The organism is Limnobacter sp. G6BE5S (assembly GCF_058448965.1).
Genome location: NZ_JBZFLM010000003.1, coordinates 346,659 through 362,955, shown reverse-complemented (window position 1 = coordinate 362,955; position 16,297 = coordinate 346,659). Strand labels below are relative to the sequence as shown.

The window sequence follows — 16,297 nt, the reverse complement described above, 5'->3', positions numbered from 1 at the left end:
TATGTCACTCGATGAGAATCTGAAAAGCCGAATTGCTCTTCTCAATGGGCTCAGGGCTGAAGTAATTGGCCCTAATCCTCAGGGAAAGCCCGATCCGGTCGTCAGGAAGCAGCTGATGACATATGACGAGTTTCATCGTCCTCGCGTCCAGTCGGACGGCGAGGAAATCCTCTGGCAGGATCGTCCGGTCAAGCGTTATGGTGCTGCGGTATTGTACCCTGCTGGTGTATCTGAGCTTGCCGAGGGCACTGACATCGCTGTCTCAGCAGGAGTGAGTAGCGATGAGGACAACTCCTCCAGAGAGACAGCGGTGGCCGCTGCAGAAAAGATAGGTGCAAGACGGGGTGAGGCAGATGACGATGGGGATTACGATATAAGCCTTGCAAACTCATTCCGTCCCTCAGCTGTCGGTCTGAGCTTCGTGATTGATCTATCGAAGACTAACGATTTTAGCATCCGTATCGAGCATTCGGCACGTCTGTCAGGTAGTGAGATACAACGGCATCCTAGTGGATATTATCAGCGGTTGCCAGTGCTGGTGGGAGACAAGGCATATGAGCGCTCTCTTTGGTTGCGACGTCCGCTTGTCGATGAAAAGGGACAGGTCCCTACTGTTACCGTTACGGCTGATAGTTTATATGCTTCTGCTCAGCCAGTGGTGCATTCTGTTTCAGGCCCTTTCGCTCAACTGCAATTAGTGGTTATAGCGCGGACTTGGCCAGGCATGCCAAGCGAACATCACCGCTTACTGACGGTTTCCCTCATTAATCGGAGGAAGCCTGCAGAGCGGAGTATAGACGAACACTGCCTTTTTCAGGCTGGCTTCGTGATCTCTGGCAGGCCTGGCTCCGGATGTATCCGGCCCTATCCTGAAACTATCCTGCCGGGAGAGCGGGATGCGTCGCCGATATCCGACGAGAACATTAACCGCGTGCTGTACCGTCATGCGCACACTTTTGCTATCGGTCACGGTTGTGCGGCGGACTGGGAAAGCGGGCAGCCCGCTGAGGTGGACTCTGTCTGGACCGATTACATGCCGATGTATGAACTGCCCGCCACCAGCGCTGATCTTGAGCAACAGAATTCCTCTGGTGACTGGCAGTCGCTGGCAGTCAGTATGAGGAAGCTCGCAGGATTGATTCCCGGAGATGACGGAATAGCTGATGTTGAGAGGCTGGTCGAGGCGTACGCAAGCTGGATATACGGCCGCCGGGAGGAAATGAGCCAGCTTACTCTGGAGCAGCAGAAGACCGCACCGTTTCTTATTGAGCGAGGTGAGATTTGCCTCAGGAGAATGCGGGCGGGCCTCTTGCTTATCACTGCAGACGCGGATGTCGGAAAGGCCTTCAGACTAGCCAATCACGCTATGATCCTGGCTCAGTTGCGCGCTGCGTCAGCGACCAGACAGCCGCAGCTCAGCGGTGGCGGGGTACTTGCCGGTTGGGTGCCGACTTTTGAGGTGGTTGACGCGGCTGGCGGCGATATGGAAAGAGGATTTTGGCGTCCATTCCAGCTGGCATTCTTGCTCATGTCCCTATCTGGCATCACCGGAAAGGCTCCGGACGAGAGGGAGATAGTTGACCTGATCTGGTTTCCCACTGGCGGGGGCAAGACAGAGGCATATCTGGGATTAACCGCTTTTACCGTGTTTTTCAACGCATTGACAGGTCGCAAATCGGCAGGTGCGACAGTTCTGATGCGCTACACGCTGCGGCTCCTCACGGCTCAGCAGTTCCAACGAGCTGCAACGCTGTTTTGTGCAATGGAAGTGCTGCGACGCACCCATTCTGAGCTCGGAACGCGAGTTTTTCGCATCGGTTTGTGGGTCGGAGGAAGTACTACCCCTAACAAGCGTGCAGATGCCGTGAACGCCCTGAAAAAGCTGCAAAAAGATGCAACAGCGGAAAATCCTTTTGTATTGCTACGCTGTCCGTGGTGTGCCGCCGAATTCGGTCCGGTGTCCTATGGTAACAACAAGTCGCTAGTCTTCGGCTATGCGGAACACCGTGGACCGGGGATCAACAGCGTCATGTATCGCTGTGGTGACACGCGCTGTGACTTTGGCGGTACGACCGACATAAAACCAAGTGCACGACCTCTTCCAATCACGGTGATCGACGAGGATCTATACGCGGAGCCAGCAGACCTGATTATAGGGACGGTGGATAAGTTTGCACTTCTTGCATGGACTCCACAGGCAAGGCGTCTCTTTGGAATCGATGATAAGGGCAATCATACAGGTTTGCCGCCTTCCCTTATAATTCAGGATGAGTTGCACCTGATTTCCGGTCCGCTGGGATCAATGGTTGGTGCATACGAAGCAGTAATTGAGAATCTCTGTACATCTGCTGATGGTATTAGGCCGAAGATCGTAGCCTCCACGGCCACTATCAGCCGGGCTGATCAGCAGATCAGAAACCTGTACGGGCGCAATGAGGTTTGCCTGTTTCCGCCTGTAGGGCTTGATGCCGCCGATTCCTTTTTCGCCAAGCAGGCGCGTTTCCGTGACGGTAGTTTGCAACCCGGTCGCCTATACGTTGGCGTGCTGGCACCTGGTCATGGTTCTCTCCAAACGACGCAAGTCCGGTGCTTTGCCTCACTTATGCAGGGTGCAGCATCTGTAGGGGACACCGCTGATAAAGCGGATCCTTGGTGGACGCTACTCGTTTTTTTCAACTCTATCCGTGAGCTCGGCGGAGCAGCGACGTTGTTTGCTTCTGACATCCGGGAATATCTGCGTGTACTTCAATCACGTTGTGGTAGTGATATTGCGCGTACCCGTAAGCTGACGAATGTAGAAGAGCTTACCAGTCGAATCCGGAGCGACGAGGTACCCAAAATTCTTGCAATGCTAGAGCAAAAAATACAGACGATTGATGCTCGTACCAGACAACCTCTTCCTGTGAAGGTTATAGATGCGTGCCTTGCCTCTAATATTATTGAAGTTGGTGTGGATGTTCCACGCCTCGCCATGATGGCCGTAGTAGGGCAGCCAAAAACTACTAGTCAGTACATTCAGGTGACAAGCCGGGTTGGACGAAAGGCAGACCGACCCGGCCTGGTTACCGTCCTCTACGGGCAGACAAAGCCCCGGGACCGAAGCCATTACGAACGTTTTCGATCTTATCATCAGAAGCTGTATGCCCATGTCGAGCCGACCAGTGTGACCCCGTTCAGCCCGCCAGCGATGGATAGAGCCCTTCACGGCCTAATTGCCGCGCTGGTCCGTCAGAAAGGGCGATTGCAATATGAGGCGCAGACTCCAGATCCTTATCCCTTGGAAGAAGGATCTCCGTTGAGGGATCTGATTCAGAATGTGCTAAGCGAGCGGGTCAGTGCCGTGGCACCTGAGGAGCTGTCGGGCGTGATGGACCGGATGGTAGACCGGCTGGAGGAGTGGCGTGCATGGAACCCCCAGACCTACGGAGATTTTGGTCCGCCACCTGAGAACGCTTCTCTGATGCACCCCGCTGGAACCAAGATGCCCGCCACATGGAATAACCACAGCTGGGCCACGCTGTCGTCACTCCGAAACGTGGATGCAAACTGCGAAGCGGCCGTTACTGGTTGGTTTAACGAAGTCCGGGAGCAAGACGTATGAAGCCAGTCAGACGTACTCAGGCAATCAGTCCTTTTGGTGTAGGTGCCATGGTGGATTTTCCGGGACCAACGTCGCTCGTTCATGCGGGTTTGGATGCGTGGCCGGTCGATCCGTCACGACCGGAATCACACGAGTTTCGCATCGATGATGAGCCAAGGCTGGCCCGACGGCTCAACGTCGACTTCTTCATGTTGCCTCCTGATCACAGGAAGAGGGAACGAGGTGTATCGGATGTAAATCTTGGGCTGACCATTCCCTTTCTTCGTTTTCCGCTATGGCATGCCTGCCCTTACTGCGGAAGAATGTACAAGGCGCGGCATCATGATGCAGGTGCGCCCGTATGTGAGGGCCCCATCGCTGGAGGAGGGGCGGACGGAGGTCGGTTGCATAAAAAGCGGAAGGCGGTTCAGGTGCGTTTTGTTGCAGCCTGTGCTCACGGCCATATGCAGGATTTTCCTTGGGTGGAATGGTTGCGTCTTGATGATCCAGAATGGCGTCCTGAAGGACCAGAACGGTGGTTAAGGCTACGGTCGACAGGCTCAGCCGGTGCAGAGGGGATTGAAATTGTTGCTGAGGAGAGGGTTGGTTCAGAGATCAAGGTTCGCGGCAGAAAAACTTTGGCAGGTGCCGTAGGCGGCGAGCCCGGTAAGGGCGATTCTCCCCTAGCGGGAATCGGTATACGGTGTACCGGACAGAATCCCGCACTTGCACGTGGTGCAGAGGCTGATCACGGTTGTGGTGAGCAGCTATATGTGCTGCTGCGCGGAGCCTCTAATCTTTACTACAGTGATGTAGTCAGCTCGATCTACGTACCTGATATCGAAGATGCCAGCATTCCGGACGACGTACTGAATCTGCTGGAGGATCACGCTTTAAAACGCCAGTTGTTACTCGGGGCTTTGGATCGTGACGGGGGTAAAGTGTCGTCCCGCTCGGTGCGCAATGCTCTGAACGAGCGTTATCCTGACTCTAGGGCCGATCCCGAGATCCTCGCTGAGGCGCTCAACCGGCACTATTTGCGCGATCTCCTGACCGACAATGGCAAGATTGCAGCTGCTCTCATTCAGCTCATTAAGGCCCAAGGGACAGGAAAGGTCACCAGCGAAATCGTGTCTCAGATCATTAAGGTGGCGCGGCCCGACTGGGATATTGATCCCGCTGAACTCGTTCATCAGGTACAAGACTGGTACGAGAAATACAGCGGAGTGGCAAAGCAGGATAAACAAGAAGGGGAGTCTGCATCTTCTGATGATGAGAACAACTACCGTGCCGCAGAGTACAGAGTTTTTTGTAAGGACGGCCAAGAGGGTTCACCTAAGACAAACCTGCTGATCCGCAGTGCTCCTCTCGCCGAATACGGTAGCCTTGTTCAGACGGCGTTCGATCGTATTTCGCTGTTGCATAAGCTCCGTGAGACTAGAGCTTTCCGCGGCTACAACAGGATCTTTTCGAATGGGTCTCTGACAGAGGAGGAGCGCTGGAACCTTATTGCGACGAGACGGTTAAGCTGGCTTCCGGCGATTATCGTACGCGGTGAAGGTATCTTTTTGAAGTTCAGAAAATCCGCTTTGGCAGACTGGGAAGCCCGCTTTAACGACTTTCATATAAAGCGCCTGGATGTGCTTAATCAGCAGCTTGGTGAACTGCGAAAGCGTCGTCGTCAAGATGGCTTTATTGTTACGCCACGTTATGTGCTGCTGCATACTTTTGCGCATCTGTTGATTAATGAGCTGGTGTTCGAGTGCGGGTACGGATCGGCCTCGTTGCGGGAGCGAATCTACTGTTCAGAGGGCAGTAATGGTATGGAAGGGGTGTTGATCTACACTGCTGCAGGCGATTCGGAGGGGACAATGGGAGGGCTTGTTCGTATGGGGCAGCCAGGATTACTGGACGGGGTAATCACTCGAATGTTGGAGAAGTCTACTTGGTGTTCGACTGATCCTGTTTGTATCGAGAGCACTGGCCAAGGGCCAGACAATTGCAATCTTGCTGCATGTCATGCATGTGCTCTTCTGCCCGAGACTTCCTGTGAGCAGCAGAACCGGCTTCTGGACAGGGGAGTGGTTATGGGTACTTTGTTATATCCGGAAGCGGGATTCTTTCGCTTTCTTGCAGCCCAGTCTGGGAAATAAAAAAGAAGAGGAGTTATTAATTTAAGAAGGGTTGGTCGCAGCTTATTTTCTTCATCAAGTCTGAAGGGGAATTACGATTCTGCGAGTACGTACTGTAGCCATCTCTGTGGCTATATGTCGTCACTTCGGCAGAAATTTGATTCGTGTTTTAAATTCTATTGATCAGATGGTTTCTAGGCCGGCGAACAAAATAGTCTCGTTTTTATGTGGCCCTTTCGGGTCAGCAGTGGGCCTTCCCCTCGGGATAGTCCAGTGAGGATAAAAAGTGCCTAGGGAAAGCCGTGCGATTCAAGGTGAACCCCCATTTTTTGGGGGTTGCTCAAGAATTGCTGCCTTTACAAGGGCGTCTTTTAAGAAGCAACGGTCAGCGACCAAATCTCTCTTGACGAGCAGCGATCATTGATACGAAAGACTCAACGTCCATTAGCCATGGCCTTTGTGCTGCAGAGTATGAATCATGAATTAAACGAGGCAGCACTAAGGCCACGTTGCGAGCCTTCATCTCGTCAGTCTGATTTTCAGAAATACTGGGCTCTAATGTAATTAAGTGCTTTGTAGGAATCCGATCCGCCTCGCCAAGAATTTGCCTCCAGCGATCTTTGGCCGAGGTCTTTGCTGCCAGCATCGTTAATCTGTCCTCAGGAAATGCAGCATCTTTGTATTCAGCCACGCCTGGAAAAATGAAATCTGGTTTGCTTTTATTCTCCGTTACTGCTGTTCTGCTGTACTGAATTCCGTAGGCGGTGAACACAGCTTCAAGATGATTCTCCAACGCATAGCCTGCCCTGCTTTTGCGTCGGTTCTGCACGCCTAGAGAGAATGAAATGAAACCGTCCACATCAACCGTTCCTCCCTCGCCGTTAAATCCAGCCTGTAAGCGTTCAGATATCAAATACCTTTCCAATGCCCTAAATCCTGCCTCTTCAGTGTCCATCCATGCCAGAAGAACTTCGTCTGGCCCGTCTCTTGCGTCAAGCCTGCATGTATTTCTTATGAACTCAGAAAATGTTCTTGTTGGCGGAAACATAGGTCCGAATTTCGAGAGTATGGATTCAAGCAAAGGTTGTATTTCAGGCTCAGGTTCATATTCAATTCCTATCTCGCTAAGTATCAAGCGAGATGTATACTCAAGTTCGTATTCATCGATTTCTTCTTTATCGACGATTTTGAAGCCGTCTAGGTTTTCCCTGCTGATTCCAAATAACCAAAGAATCTGGTTAGCTGCCGTTGATTTTGATTCTGCTATCAAACATAGCGCAGAACCATCTGGGCGAAGACCAATTACGAACAGATCACCTGCGCGAAACTTGTCCGAAACAGGAGTCGCTGGAAAGTAAAGACGGTGTTCACTTCGGGTGGGGTGTTCGGCCCTGGCGTCATACCAGGTCAGAAAGCCTTCTGCCGAGGCAGGGGCTTCATCCTCTGCATCACATAGGTAAACAAAGCGCGCGGGAAATGTTCGCTTGTTGGGACCGAGAATAGATTTTAGTCGTGAGACACCATTAAATTCATGTTGATTGCTCTTTCTTGGGTCGGCCTCGACAGCAGACAAAGTTTTTGCCGCAACACCGCTAAAGTACTCAGAGAGATAGCCCTTTTTCATACCGAATAATGTCCTGTATGTGGTCGAAATTTAATCATTTGTATCAATGCTCGCTGTGGGTGATTTACTAATCAACCAAGCGGAAATGCTATCTATTGTTAGTTGAAGAGTATCAGCTTTTTTTCCCCGCAATGCGCACTCCCAAACTGTGAGTACTCTCCAGCCTTGCTTCAGAAGTGCTTCTTTCTGAAGACCATCGCGCGATTTGTTTCCGTTAATTTTCGCGAGCCAGAAGGCTGTGCGCGTTGAGGGAACTTTGAAGAATTTGCAATCATGGCCATGCCAAAAGCACCCATGGATATTGATTATGGCTTTGTATTTTGGGAGAACAAGATCTGGTTTACCAGGCAGGGTTTTGTCATGCAGTTTGAACCGGAAGCCTTGCCTGTGCAGTGCAGAGCGCACAAGAATTTCAGGCCGGGTATTTTTGCCTTTTATCCCGGCCATCATCCTGCTTCGGGTTTTTGAATCGACTACATCTGTCATCCAGCCATACGAACAAGTGGCAATTCAGGTTGCATGTCTTCCGTCACGAACTGACACATTAATTTTGCAGCGTGCTCCATCACATCAACAACTACAGAGTTGCCAAACTGTTTGTAAGCTCTGGTATCAGAAACCGGAATTTTGAAATCGTCAGGGAAGCCCATCAGGCGGGCGCATTCGCGAGGTGTAAGGCGTCTTGGGTTCTTTTCCTTGCCTTGGTCTACAAGAATTTCCGAGCCGTCTTTGTAATAGCGTGCAGACAGGGTTCTGGTTGTGCTTTCTGGGCCAACCAAGCCAAATCCAAAGCCGTTGCCTTTGGCTTTGTGTTTCGCTGCATAGTTTTGCAGGTAGGTCCAAAGGCCCGGGGTTAGTGTGTATTTGTCTTGCACTTTCTTGTTGTCATGGTCGAAGAAACGCTTTTCATCCCAGGGTAGGTAGGGTTCGGAACCGTCTGTCTTGTGCAAAATTTCCTTGAGTTTTCTGGAGCCTTTCGCGGGCAGTGGGATTGCATCCCAATCAAAGGCAACCTGGTCTGTAAAGCCTGCAATCAAAATACGTTCGCGATGTTGCGGTGTGAAATGAGCACCATCGATAACGCGGCAATGAATCTTGTAGCCCAAGTCTTTCTCAAGCGTTTCCTTGATCACGGTAAAGGTGCGGCCTTTATCGTGCGATACAAGGTTTTTTACGTTCTCGAGCAGGAATGCTCGTGGGCGTTTGTCTTTGATAATTCGGGCGACATCAAAAAACAGCGTGCCTTGAGTCTCATCCAGAAAACCGTGCGAACGACCTAGAGAGTTCTTTTTGGATACTCCTGCGATCGAGAAAGGCTGGCATGGAAAGCCTGCAAGCAACACGTCGTGATTTGGAATGTCAATCGTATCTACCTTTGTGATGTCACCAGAAATCTCGTGATGGTCACGCTGGTAGTTTTCTCGATACGTTTTCTGGGCGTAGCTGTCCCACTCGCTTGTGAATACACATTTCCCGCCCTGGTTCTCAAATGCTCTTCTAATGCCACCGACGCCAGCAAACAAGTCGATGAAGGTAAAAGGCGGTTCGGGTTCATTTGTAGAGGATTCTTTGGGAAGAAACTGTTTTAACTGGATAGCTACGCTTTTCTGAGACGGAGGAACACTGTCTCCCTTTTCCCATCTTCTCACTGTCCATGGTCCAACTCCAAGAGCCTTGGCTAATTCTGTTTTGGATTTGATTTCAAGAACTTGAGTGAGGAGTGCTTGAAAGTGAAAGTTCTCTGGAGCATTCATCAGTGCGAGTTCCTCTGGGTCAAAAAGCGAACAAATTGTCATGTGATCGTTCCTATCATAGCTAAAAAATGGCTTAAAACTGTTTGAGGTAAACAAATATTCAGTGAATCGTCTCTTTTATGAGAATTGAAATACACTGGATATTGGTTCTGACGGACAGGAATTCGAACACAGAAAGGCTGTATATTAAAACAGTATTATGCTGATGGGGTAGGGGGGTTAACTCGATTTGACGGTTGGTAGTTTGTGTGTGTGCCAAAAATGAAAAAAGCCTGAGTTTTTACACTCAGGCTTTTTGTATTTTGTGGTGGGTCGTGCGAGATTCGAACTCACGACCAAAGGATTAAAAGTCCTCTGCTCTACCAGCTGAGCTAACGACCCACATTTCGCTTTGGGCGTTGGCCCTCAACCGAAGACCGCGATTATGGCCAAGTTTTTAAAAGTGGTCAAGCCCTATGGCGGCAAAAAGCTACTATTTTTTGCCTGATATCACGTAAGGGTTTGAAATCTTGAAACGTTTTAGAATTTCGATTTCGCGGTTTTCCATCAACTCAGCCTGATTATCGCTTTCATGCACATAGCCTTGGGCATGCAGGCAGCCGTGAACAATCAAATGGGCCAAGTGATCAATTGGGTTTTTACCCTGTTCAGCCGCCTCGCGTTCTACCACGGCAGGGCATATCACAATGTCGGCCATGAACACGGGCAGGCCCGAATCCGGGCCCAGGTCGGGCATCTCCATGGGAAAGGTCAGCACATTGGTGGCGTAGTCTTTGCCGCGAAAATCGTGGTTCAGTTGTCGACCTTCTTCTTCGCCCACCAGGCGAATGGTGATTTCAGCCCTGTCCATGAAGCAGGCTTTGGCCCAGCGGCGAATGCGGCTGTTGTCCACGTCTGAAAATGGTGGGTGGTCTGCATGTACAGCCCATTGAATGGCTACGCCAACCGGTGTGGTGGTTTTACTCGTCATTGATTTCGTCAGCTGGGTTGGTTCGTTCGGGGTTGTGGAAACGTTCGTAGGCCTCAACAATGCGGGCCACCAGTGGATGGCGCACCACATCCGCGCTGGTGAAGTAGGTCATTGCAATGCCTTTGACATTGCGCAGCACGTGCTGGGTTTGAACCAGGCCACTTTGTTGGCCGCGTGGCAGGTCAATTTGGGTCACGTCGCCAGTAATCACTGCCTTGCTCCCAAAACCGATTCGGGTCAAAAACATTTTCATTTGCTCGGGCGTGGTGTTTTGGGCTTCGTCCAGAATCACGAAAGCATGGCTTAAAGTGCGGCCACGCATGTAGGCCAGCGGTGCAATTTCAATCACATTGCGTTCAAACCATTTTTGCACGCGGTCAAAGCCTGCCAAGTCGTACAGCGCATCGTACAAGGGGCGCAGGTAGGGGTCTACTTTCTGGTTCAGGTCACCTGGCAAAAAGCCCAGCCGTTCGCCAGCCTCCACCGCTGGGCGGGTCAAAATGATTCGTTTCACGCTGTCGCGCTCAAGCGCATCCACTGCGCAGGCCACAGCCAAATAAGTTTTGCCGGTACCGGCAGGGCCAATGCCAAAGGTCAGGTCGTGTTCAAGCACGGCCTTTAAATAATCCTTCTGGCGGGCGGTGCGGGGTTGCAGGTCACCCTTCTTGGTTTTAAGGATCACGGGTTCGTCTTCACCGGCAATCAGCGGAATTTCTTTTTTGGCGCTGGCCACGGCGTTGGTGTTTTTCAGTTCGACCAATGCCAATTGAATTTCGTCGGCGGTCACTGGCTTGTCACTTTTCTCAAAAAAGTGATTGATCAGGATAAAAGCCTGTTTGGCATTTTCTTTGTCGCCTGCCACATTCAAGGTGCCGTTGCGGCGCGCAATTTTTACGTTCAATGCGGCTTCAATTTGACGAAGGTTGGCATCCACGGGGCCACACAAATTGGCCAGTTTGTGGTTGTCGTCTTCAGGGGCGTGCCATTCACTGCCTTTTGCTCTCATCGGGTGCTTCTAAAAAAGTTGAATTTGTATTTTAAGCAATCAATCTTCCATTTGCCGGTAGCGCGGCGGGAAACTGACACGCATTACGGTGCCCGATCGATCTGGGTGGTTTGATTTTGGATTGTCATGAATGGTTACATTGGCGTCGTGCTGGAATGCGGTTTCCTGCACAATGGCCAGCCCAAGGCCCGAGCCGTCCTCGCTGGTGCCCAGCACGCGATAGAAACGGTCAAACACCAGGTTGCGTTCACTTTCAGGAATGCCGGGGCCGTCGTCCTCCACCTCGAGCACGATCGCTTCGCGCTGTGGGCTGTCATCGACACGCACAGTGACGCAACCTTCCTCGGGGGTGTAACGCAAGGCGTTTTCCACCAGGTTTTTCATCATCTCGGTCAGCATCAGGGTTTGGCCGTTCACGTACACGGGGTGATCGGGTACTTCCACACCCAGGTCGATGTGCTTGTTCATGGCTTCGGGCACAAAGTCCCTGGTCACCGTACGCGCAATGTGAGTTAAATCAAGTTTTTCAAATTGCAGCACCGATGGTGCTTCAGTGCGGGCCAGTGCCAGCAACTGGTTCACCAGGCGGGTGGATCGTTCGGTGCCCACTTTCAGTCGGCGCAGGCTGCGCAGCCTGGCTGCCTCGTCGGTTTCATCGCTCAGCAATTCAACTTGCATGCGCAGGCCAGCCAACGGTGTTTTCAACTGGTGGGCGGCATCGGCCACAAAGCGTTTTTGCGTGTCGATGGTTTGTTCCAATCGCTCCAGTTGTTCGTTCAACGCAGTAATAACAGGCAACAATTCCTCGGGCGTGTCTTTGGTTTGCAGCGCACTCAGGTCATCAGGTTTGCGGGCGCGAATAATGTCCAGCAAGCTGTTCAATGGTGCAATTCCGCGCGACAGACCAAACCACACCAGCAACACGGCCAAGGGCAGAATGACGAACTGCGGCAGAATCACGCCCTTGATGATTTCGTTGGCCAAGCCGTCGCGTTTGCCCAGCGTTTCCGCAACCTGTATCAGCATGAAACGGTTTTCGCCCACGGTGGGCAGTTCAATCCAAAGGTGGCCTGCGCGGAAGTCTTCGCCATTGACCACAATGTCCCGAAAATTAACCACGCCAATTTGTCGGGCTTCGCGCTGTGGAATTGGCAAGGTGCGCTCATCGCCCAGCAAAAACTCACCGGTTTTCCCCAATACTTGTGCACGCAGTTGGTCGGTGCCATCGGCCAGTAAAATTTCCATGGCCTCTTTGGGAATACTGAATTGGTTGCTTGGTGCCTGAGCGGCCACCTCTTGGGCCAAGGCTGTTATTTTGTCGTCGAGAATGTGATCGAAGGGGTCGTTGGCGATGGATTTGGCCACAAGGTAGGTGACCCCAATGCTCATTGGCCACAAAATCAACAGCGGGGCCAGCATCCAGTCCAGAATTTCACCGAACAGTGAGCGCCGTTGCTGTTGGCCCGAGGCCAGCGGATTGCGTTTGTACCAGGCCAATCAGGCACCTGCTTTATGTATTGGCATCGGCATTCGGTGCGGCTTCTTTCTCGGTGTATTTTTCAAGGCAGTAACCCAAGCCGCGCACGGTGGCAATTCGCACACCGTTGACTTCAATTTTTTTGCGAAGGCGGTGAATGTAAACCTCAATGGCGTTGTTGCTGACTTCTTCGCCCCATTCACACAGGTGATCGACGAATTGTTCTTTGCTGACCAGGCGGCCTACCCGCTGAAGCAGAACTTCGAGCAGGCCCACCTCACGCGCTGACAAGTCGAGCATGTCGTCGTTGATGTAGGCAATGCGTCCCACCTGATCGAAGGTCAAAGGGCCATGTTTCCAAATGCTGGCTCCGCCACCGGTGCCACGGCGTGCCAGGGCTCGCACACGGGCTTCAAGTTCTTTCAGGTCGAAAGGTTTGGCCATGTAATCGTCGGCACCGGCATCGAGGCCTTGCACGCGTTGCTCCACGCTATCGGCCGCTGTCAGTATCAATACTGGCATGTTGTTGCTGCGTGCCCGCAGGCGGCGCAACACTTCAAGCCCACTCATTTTGGGCAAGCCCAAATCGAGTATCAAAATGTCGTAGTTCATGGTGGTTAGCGCTGTGTCGGCGTCGCTGCCTTTGAACATGCAATCCACGGCATAACCTGCCTGACGCAACGATTGCGACAAACCTTCAGACAACAAGCTGTCGTCTTCGGCCAGAAGTATTTTCATCCCTGTCTCCTCAGTGCAGGCCGGCCAGTGTGGCTCTTTTTACCTGAACTCGAATGGTGTGTGTTGTGTTGATTTTAGCCTGAAAGTGCCGCAGCTTTCGCGGCTTGTATGGCGTCACGGGTGTTTCGGGCTTCAAGTGCAGCGGCACTGGCGAAATCGGCCTTTTGACTGGCGTACAAGATGGCGCGAGAGGAATTGATCAACAAGCCCCAGCCTTGGCTGCACAAACCGTTTTTCACGGTGTTCAGCAAGTCGCCGCCCTGTGCGCCAATGCCAGGCACCAGCAGTGGTGCATCGCCCACAATGCCGCGCACGGTTTTAATTTCTTCAGGGTAGGTGGCGCCCACAACCAGGCCCACTTGTTGGTGCGGGTTCCAGGTGGTGGTCGCCAGTTTGGCAACGGTTTGATAAAGCGGTTCGCTGTGCTCGGTGTTTAAAAATTGCAGGTCGTTGCCACCGGGGTTGGATGTGCGGCACAGCAGGAAAAGACCGCGGTCAGCATAGGCATGGTAAGGCTCAACTGAATCGCTGCCCATGTAGGGGCTCAGGGTTACGCTGTCGGCTTTGTAGCGCTCGAACGCCTCAATGGCGTATTGCTTGGCGGTGGCCCCAATGTCGCCGCGTTTGGCGTCCAGAATGGTGGTGGCGTGCGGTGCAACTTCATTGGCGTAGGCCAGAATGTTTTCTAGCGCTACTTCGGCGCGGTTGGCCGCAAAGTAAGCAATTTGGGGTTTGAACGCGCAGGCAAATTCAGCCGTGGCCTTCACAATTTCCATGCAAAAGCGCTCGATTTCAGAAGGGCTTGTGCCGTAGCCCTGAGGCATGCGGGTTATGTCGGGGTCAAGGCCCACGCACAACATGGAATTGCTGTGCTGCCAACTGTGCGCAAGGCGTTCTGGAAAGGTGTTGAACTCGGAAAAACGATTGCTGGCCATTGCGCATGTGTACAGTTGAAAGATGTCACCATTGTACAGGATCAGGGCAAGCCCCTAGGGGCAAGCAAGGGCTGATGCACTACACTGGGGCACCTTACTGAATGATCGTTCACTTTCGTGCCTGCAGCAAAATTATCCCTACCGCAAATCCAGTTGCTCCTTGGCATTACTGCCGTTTGGGGAATGAACTGGCCCGTGATGAAATATGCGGTGACCCAGTATCCACCCTTGCATTTTCGTGCCCTGTGCATGGTGTTTGGCATGGTGGCCATGTGGTTTGTTGCCCGGCAAATGAAGGTGTCGCTGAAGGTGCCGCGAGAAATGTGGGGCAGGCTGGCCTTGCTGTGCATTCCCAATATGATTGGTTGGCACCTGTTTTGTATTTTGGCCGTGAAGGAACTGAGCTCGGGGCGTGCTGCCATTTTGGGCTACACCATGCCGGTGTGGGTGGTGTTGACCGGTTTGATGTTTGCGCACCCCGTAGGAAGGCGAGGCTGGATTGGACTTGCTTTGGCCATGGTGGCCGCCATGTTGCTGTTGTCGTCTGAATTTGCTGCAATTGCAGGCAGCCCGTTGGGCGTTGTTCTTATGTTGATTGCAGCCGCCAGTTGGGGCTTGGGCACCACCTTGATTCGGCATTACCCCACCGGTTTGCATGCACTTACCTTCACGCATGCCATGATGCCCCCCACCATTGTGGCCATGGGTTTGGCCGGGTTTTGGTTCGAAGGAACCGATGTGGGCGCGCCGCAGGGTTGGTCGCAGTGGTGGCCAATTTTCTACAACGCGTTTGGTGTATTCGCATTTTGCCAAGTGGCTTGGTTTAGCCTGGCCAAATCATTGCCGCCAATCGTGTCGAGCTTGTCCATCATGATCATTCCGGTGGTGGGTGTAATGGCTGGCAGCTTCTTTTTGGGCGAAGTGCCGCACTGGCCCGACTTCGTTGCGCTGGTGTTGATTCTTGGTGCGATGGCTGTGATTTTGGTGCCAGGGCGGAAGAAGGTGGTAGTCGGCTGAAGCGCGGGTTTATTGCCAACTCGGCGTGAGTTACTTGTGCAGCACTTGAATGGCGACTTTTGATCTGAACTTGAAGGGTCACCGCTGCCCGAAAACTTGGCATATCGGCTTGTCTGCTTGAGCCTGCACTAAGCCAAGTCCTCCAAAAGTAACGGTCGGGTCTTGGCTTTCGCGCCAGGGCGCGATCGTTTGTCTCGGCGCGCCAAGCCGGCAAGTTTTCTGACTGGTCATCGTGCGACCACTTGCAAGTTCAGCCCCGCGTCACCGGCGGCTGAATTTACAGCCCAATCGGCGGCGGTGTTTCGATCGCCTCGCCTTCAAGAAAACCTGCCCGTTTGAATTCACCCGCCACGGTCGGCCAAAGGCCGGCACCGAGACTCGGCCCGCCTTTTTGCCGAGCGAGGTGAGTCAGGGTGAATCTCAAAAAGGGAAGTACAGGTTTTCAGGCGAGAGCTCGGAACCCAAGCTGGTTGGGCTAAATAAACCAGCTGTCGAGCAAGCAAGAATTTGATCAGTTCCGGAAGTACTTCCTCGACCGATACACCAAGGCCTCGCCTTCCCGGAAATCGCAACGCAACACCTCACCCACCATAATGAAATGGTCGCCTTCGTCATGGCGATTGCGCACCTTGCATTCAAAGTGAGCCAGTGCATTGGGAATCAGCGGTGCGCCACCCAACCCCTCGATCACTTCAAGCCCGGCAAAGCGATCGCCTTTGAAGGTAGAAAAGTGATGCGACAGTTCTTCCTGATCTGCCGATAGCACGCTGACACCGTAGTGCGTGGCTACAGCAAATGCGTCGTGGCTGCTGGCCTTTTTGGACAAACTCCACAGCACCAGAGGTGGGTGCAAAGAAACGGAATTGAAAGAATTTGCAGTGACCCCCACGTATTTGCCTTCGGCATTTTTGGTGGTGATGATAGTGATGCCAGTGGCGAACTGGGCCAGCGCTTGCCGAAACAGATGCGCGTCCAGTTCGGCGTCGCCTTCGCGTTTCTCGGCGCGAATGAATTCGGGTTTTGCAGGTGATTGCATGGGGTACTTCTTTTGTATCGAATGGCCC

The 16,297-nt window shown here is 52.5% G+C and carries 12 protein-coding genes and 1 tRNA gene; 3 read left to right on the top strand and 10 right to left on the bottom strand.

All coding sequences use genetic code 11. The features are described from left to right. The first annotated feature begins 1 nt into the window (after position 1). Positions 2-3,601 carry a hypothetical protein gene (locus ACVL1J_RS07430; protein WP_491665238.1) on the top strand — a complete coding sequence of 1,200 codons (3,600 nt, stop codon included), beginning with the start codon at positions 2-4 and terminating at the stop codon, positions 3,599-3,601. Beyond that, positions 3,598-5,733, top strand: coding sequence for a DrmB family protein (gene drmB / locus ACVL1J_RS07425; protein WP_491665237.1), 2,136 nt, complete (start codon positions 3,598-3,600; stop codon positions 5,731-5,733). Before ACVL1J_RS07430 ends, drmB begins: the two co-directional genes overlap by 4 nt. 364 nt (positions 5,734-6,097) lie before the next feature. Here drmB and ACVL1J_RS07420 read toward each other — a convergent pair whose 3' ends face one another. The 9 genes from ACVL1J_RS07420 to pyrF form a co-directional block, all read right to left on the bottom strand. After that, entirely contained in the window at positions 6,098-7,336 is a 1,239-nt protein-coding gene (locus ACVL1J_RS07420) for a type II restriction endonuclease (protein ID WP_491665236.1), read from the bottom strand. Between the two features lie 30 nt (positions 7,337-7,366). Next, positions 7,367-7,822, bottom strand: coding sequence for a very short patch repair endonuclease (locus ACVL1J_RS07415; RefSeq protein WP_491665235.1), 456 nt, complete (start codon positions 7,820-7,822; stop codon positions 7,367-7,369). Next, positions 7,819-9,090 carry a DNA (cytosine-5-)-methyltransferase gene (gene dcm / locus ACVL1J_RS07410; RefSeq protein WP_491665266.1) on the bottom strand — a complete coding sequence of 424 codons (1,272 nt, stop codon included), beginning with the start codon at positions 9,088-9,090 and terminating at the stop codon, positions 7,819-7,821. Before dcm ends, ACVL1J_RS07415 begins: the two co-directional genes overlap by 4 nt. A gap of 305 nt (positions 9,091-9,395) precedes the next feature. Further along, a tRNA-Lys gene (locus ACVL1J_RS07405) sits at positions 9,396-9,471 on the bottom strand. 91 nt (positions 9,472-9,562) lie between these two features. Then, positions 9,563-10,060, bottom strand: coding sequence for an rRNA maturation RNase YbeY (gene ybeY, locus ACVL1J_RS07400; protein ID WP_341238202.1), 498 nt, complete (start codon positions 10,058-10,060; stop codon positions 9,563-9,565). Further along, a complete protein-coding gene (locus ACVL1J_RS07395; protein WP_394672937.1) occupies positions 10,050-11,066 on the bottom strand; it encodes a PhoH family protein in 1,017 nt (338 codons plus the stop codon). The genes ybeY and ACVL1J_RS07395 overlap by 11 nt, the downstream gene beginning before the upstream one ends. Before the next feature lie 39 nt (positions 11,067-11,105). Continuing rightward, positions 11,106-12,563, bottom strand: a complete 1,458-nt coding sequence (locus tag ACVL1J_RS07390) for a sensor histidine kinase (protein WP_159568813.1) — start codon at positions 12,561-12,563, stop codon at positions 11,106-11,108. Between the two features lie 13 nt (positions 12,564-12,576). Continuing rightward, positions 12,577-13,281, bottom strand: a complete 705-nt coding sequence (locus ACVL1J_RS07385) for a response regulator (RefSeq protein ID WP_159568812.1) — start codon at positions 13,279-13,281, stop codon at positions 12,577-12,579. Positions 13,282-13,355: 74 nt separating this feature from the next. Beyond that, a complete protein-coding gene (gene pyrF / locus ACVL1J_RS07380; RefSeq protein ID WP_491665234.1) occupies positions 13,356-14,216 on the bottom strand; it encodes an orotidine-5'-phosphate decarboxylase in 861 nt (286 codons plus the stop codon). Positions 14,217-14,333: 117 nt separating this feature from the next. Between pyrF and ACVL1J_RS07375 the strand changes: the two genes are divergently transcribed. Beyond that, positions 14,334-15,233 carry a DMT family transporter gene (locus ACVL1J_RS07375; RefSeq protein ID WP_341238199.1) on the top strand — a complete coding sequence of 300 codons (900 nt, stop codon included), beginning with the start codon at positions 14,334-14,336 and terminating at the stop codon, positions 15,231-15,233. Between the two features lie 511 nt (positions 15,234-15,744). On the opposite strand, the gene ACVL1J_RS07370 is transcribed toward ACVL1J_RS07375, so the two are convergent. Beyond that, entirely contained in the window at positions 15,745-16,269 is a 525-nt protein-coding gene (locus ACVL1J_RS07370; protein WP_159568809.1) for a flavin reductase family protein, read from the bottom strand. Positions 16,270-16,297: the final 28 nt, after the last annotated feature.

Bases quoted from the DNA above. Each gene is read 5' to 3' on its own strand.
- ACVL1J_RS07420 (WP_491665236.1), bottom strand. From the start codon at position 7,336: ATGAAAAAGGGCTATCTCTCTGAGTACTTTAGCGGTGTTGCGGCAAAA.
- ybeY (WP_341238202.1), bottom strand. From the start codon at position 10,060: ATGACGAGTAAAACCACCACACCGGTTGGCGTAGCCATTCAATGGGCT.
- ACVL1J_RS07395 (WP_394672937.1), bottom strand. From the start codon at position 11,066: ATGAGAGCAAAAGGCAGTGAATGGCACGCCCCTGAAGACGACAACCAC.
- ACVL1J_RS07430 (WP_491665238.1), top strand. From the start codon at position 2: ATGTCACTCGATGAGAATCTGAAAAGCCGAATTGCTCTTCTCAATGGG.
- pyrF (WP_491665234.1), bottom strand. From the start codon at position 14,216: ATGGCCAGCAATCGTTTTTCCGAGTTCAACACCTTTCCAGAACGCCTT.
- ACVL1J_RS07415 (WP_491665235.1), bottom strand. From the start codon at position 7,822: ATGACAGATGTAGTCGATTCAAAAACCCGAAGCAGGATGATGGCCGGG.
- drmB (WP_491665237.1), top strand. From the start codon at position 3,598: ATGAAGCCAGTCAGACGTACTCAGGCAATCAGTCCTTTTGGTGTAGGT.
- ACVL1J_RS07370 (WP_159568809.1), bottom strand. From the start codon at position 16,269: ATGCAATCACCTGCAAAACCCGAATTCATTCGCGCCGAGAAACGCGAA.
- ACVL1J_RS07385 (WP_159568812.1), bottom strand. From the start codon at position 13,281: ATGAAAATACTTCTGGCCGAAGACGACAGCTTGTTGTCTGAAGGTTTG.
- dcm (WP_491665266.1), bottom strand. From the start codon at position 9,090: ATGAATGCTCCAGAGAACTTTCACTTTCAAGCACTCCTCACTCAAGTT.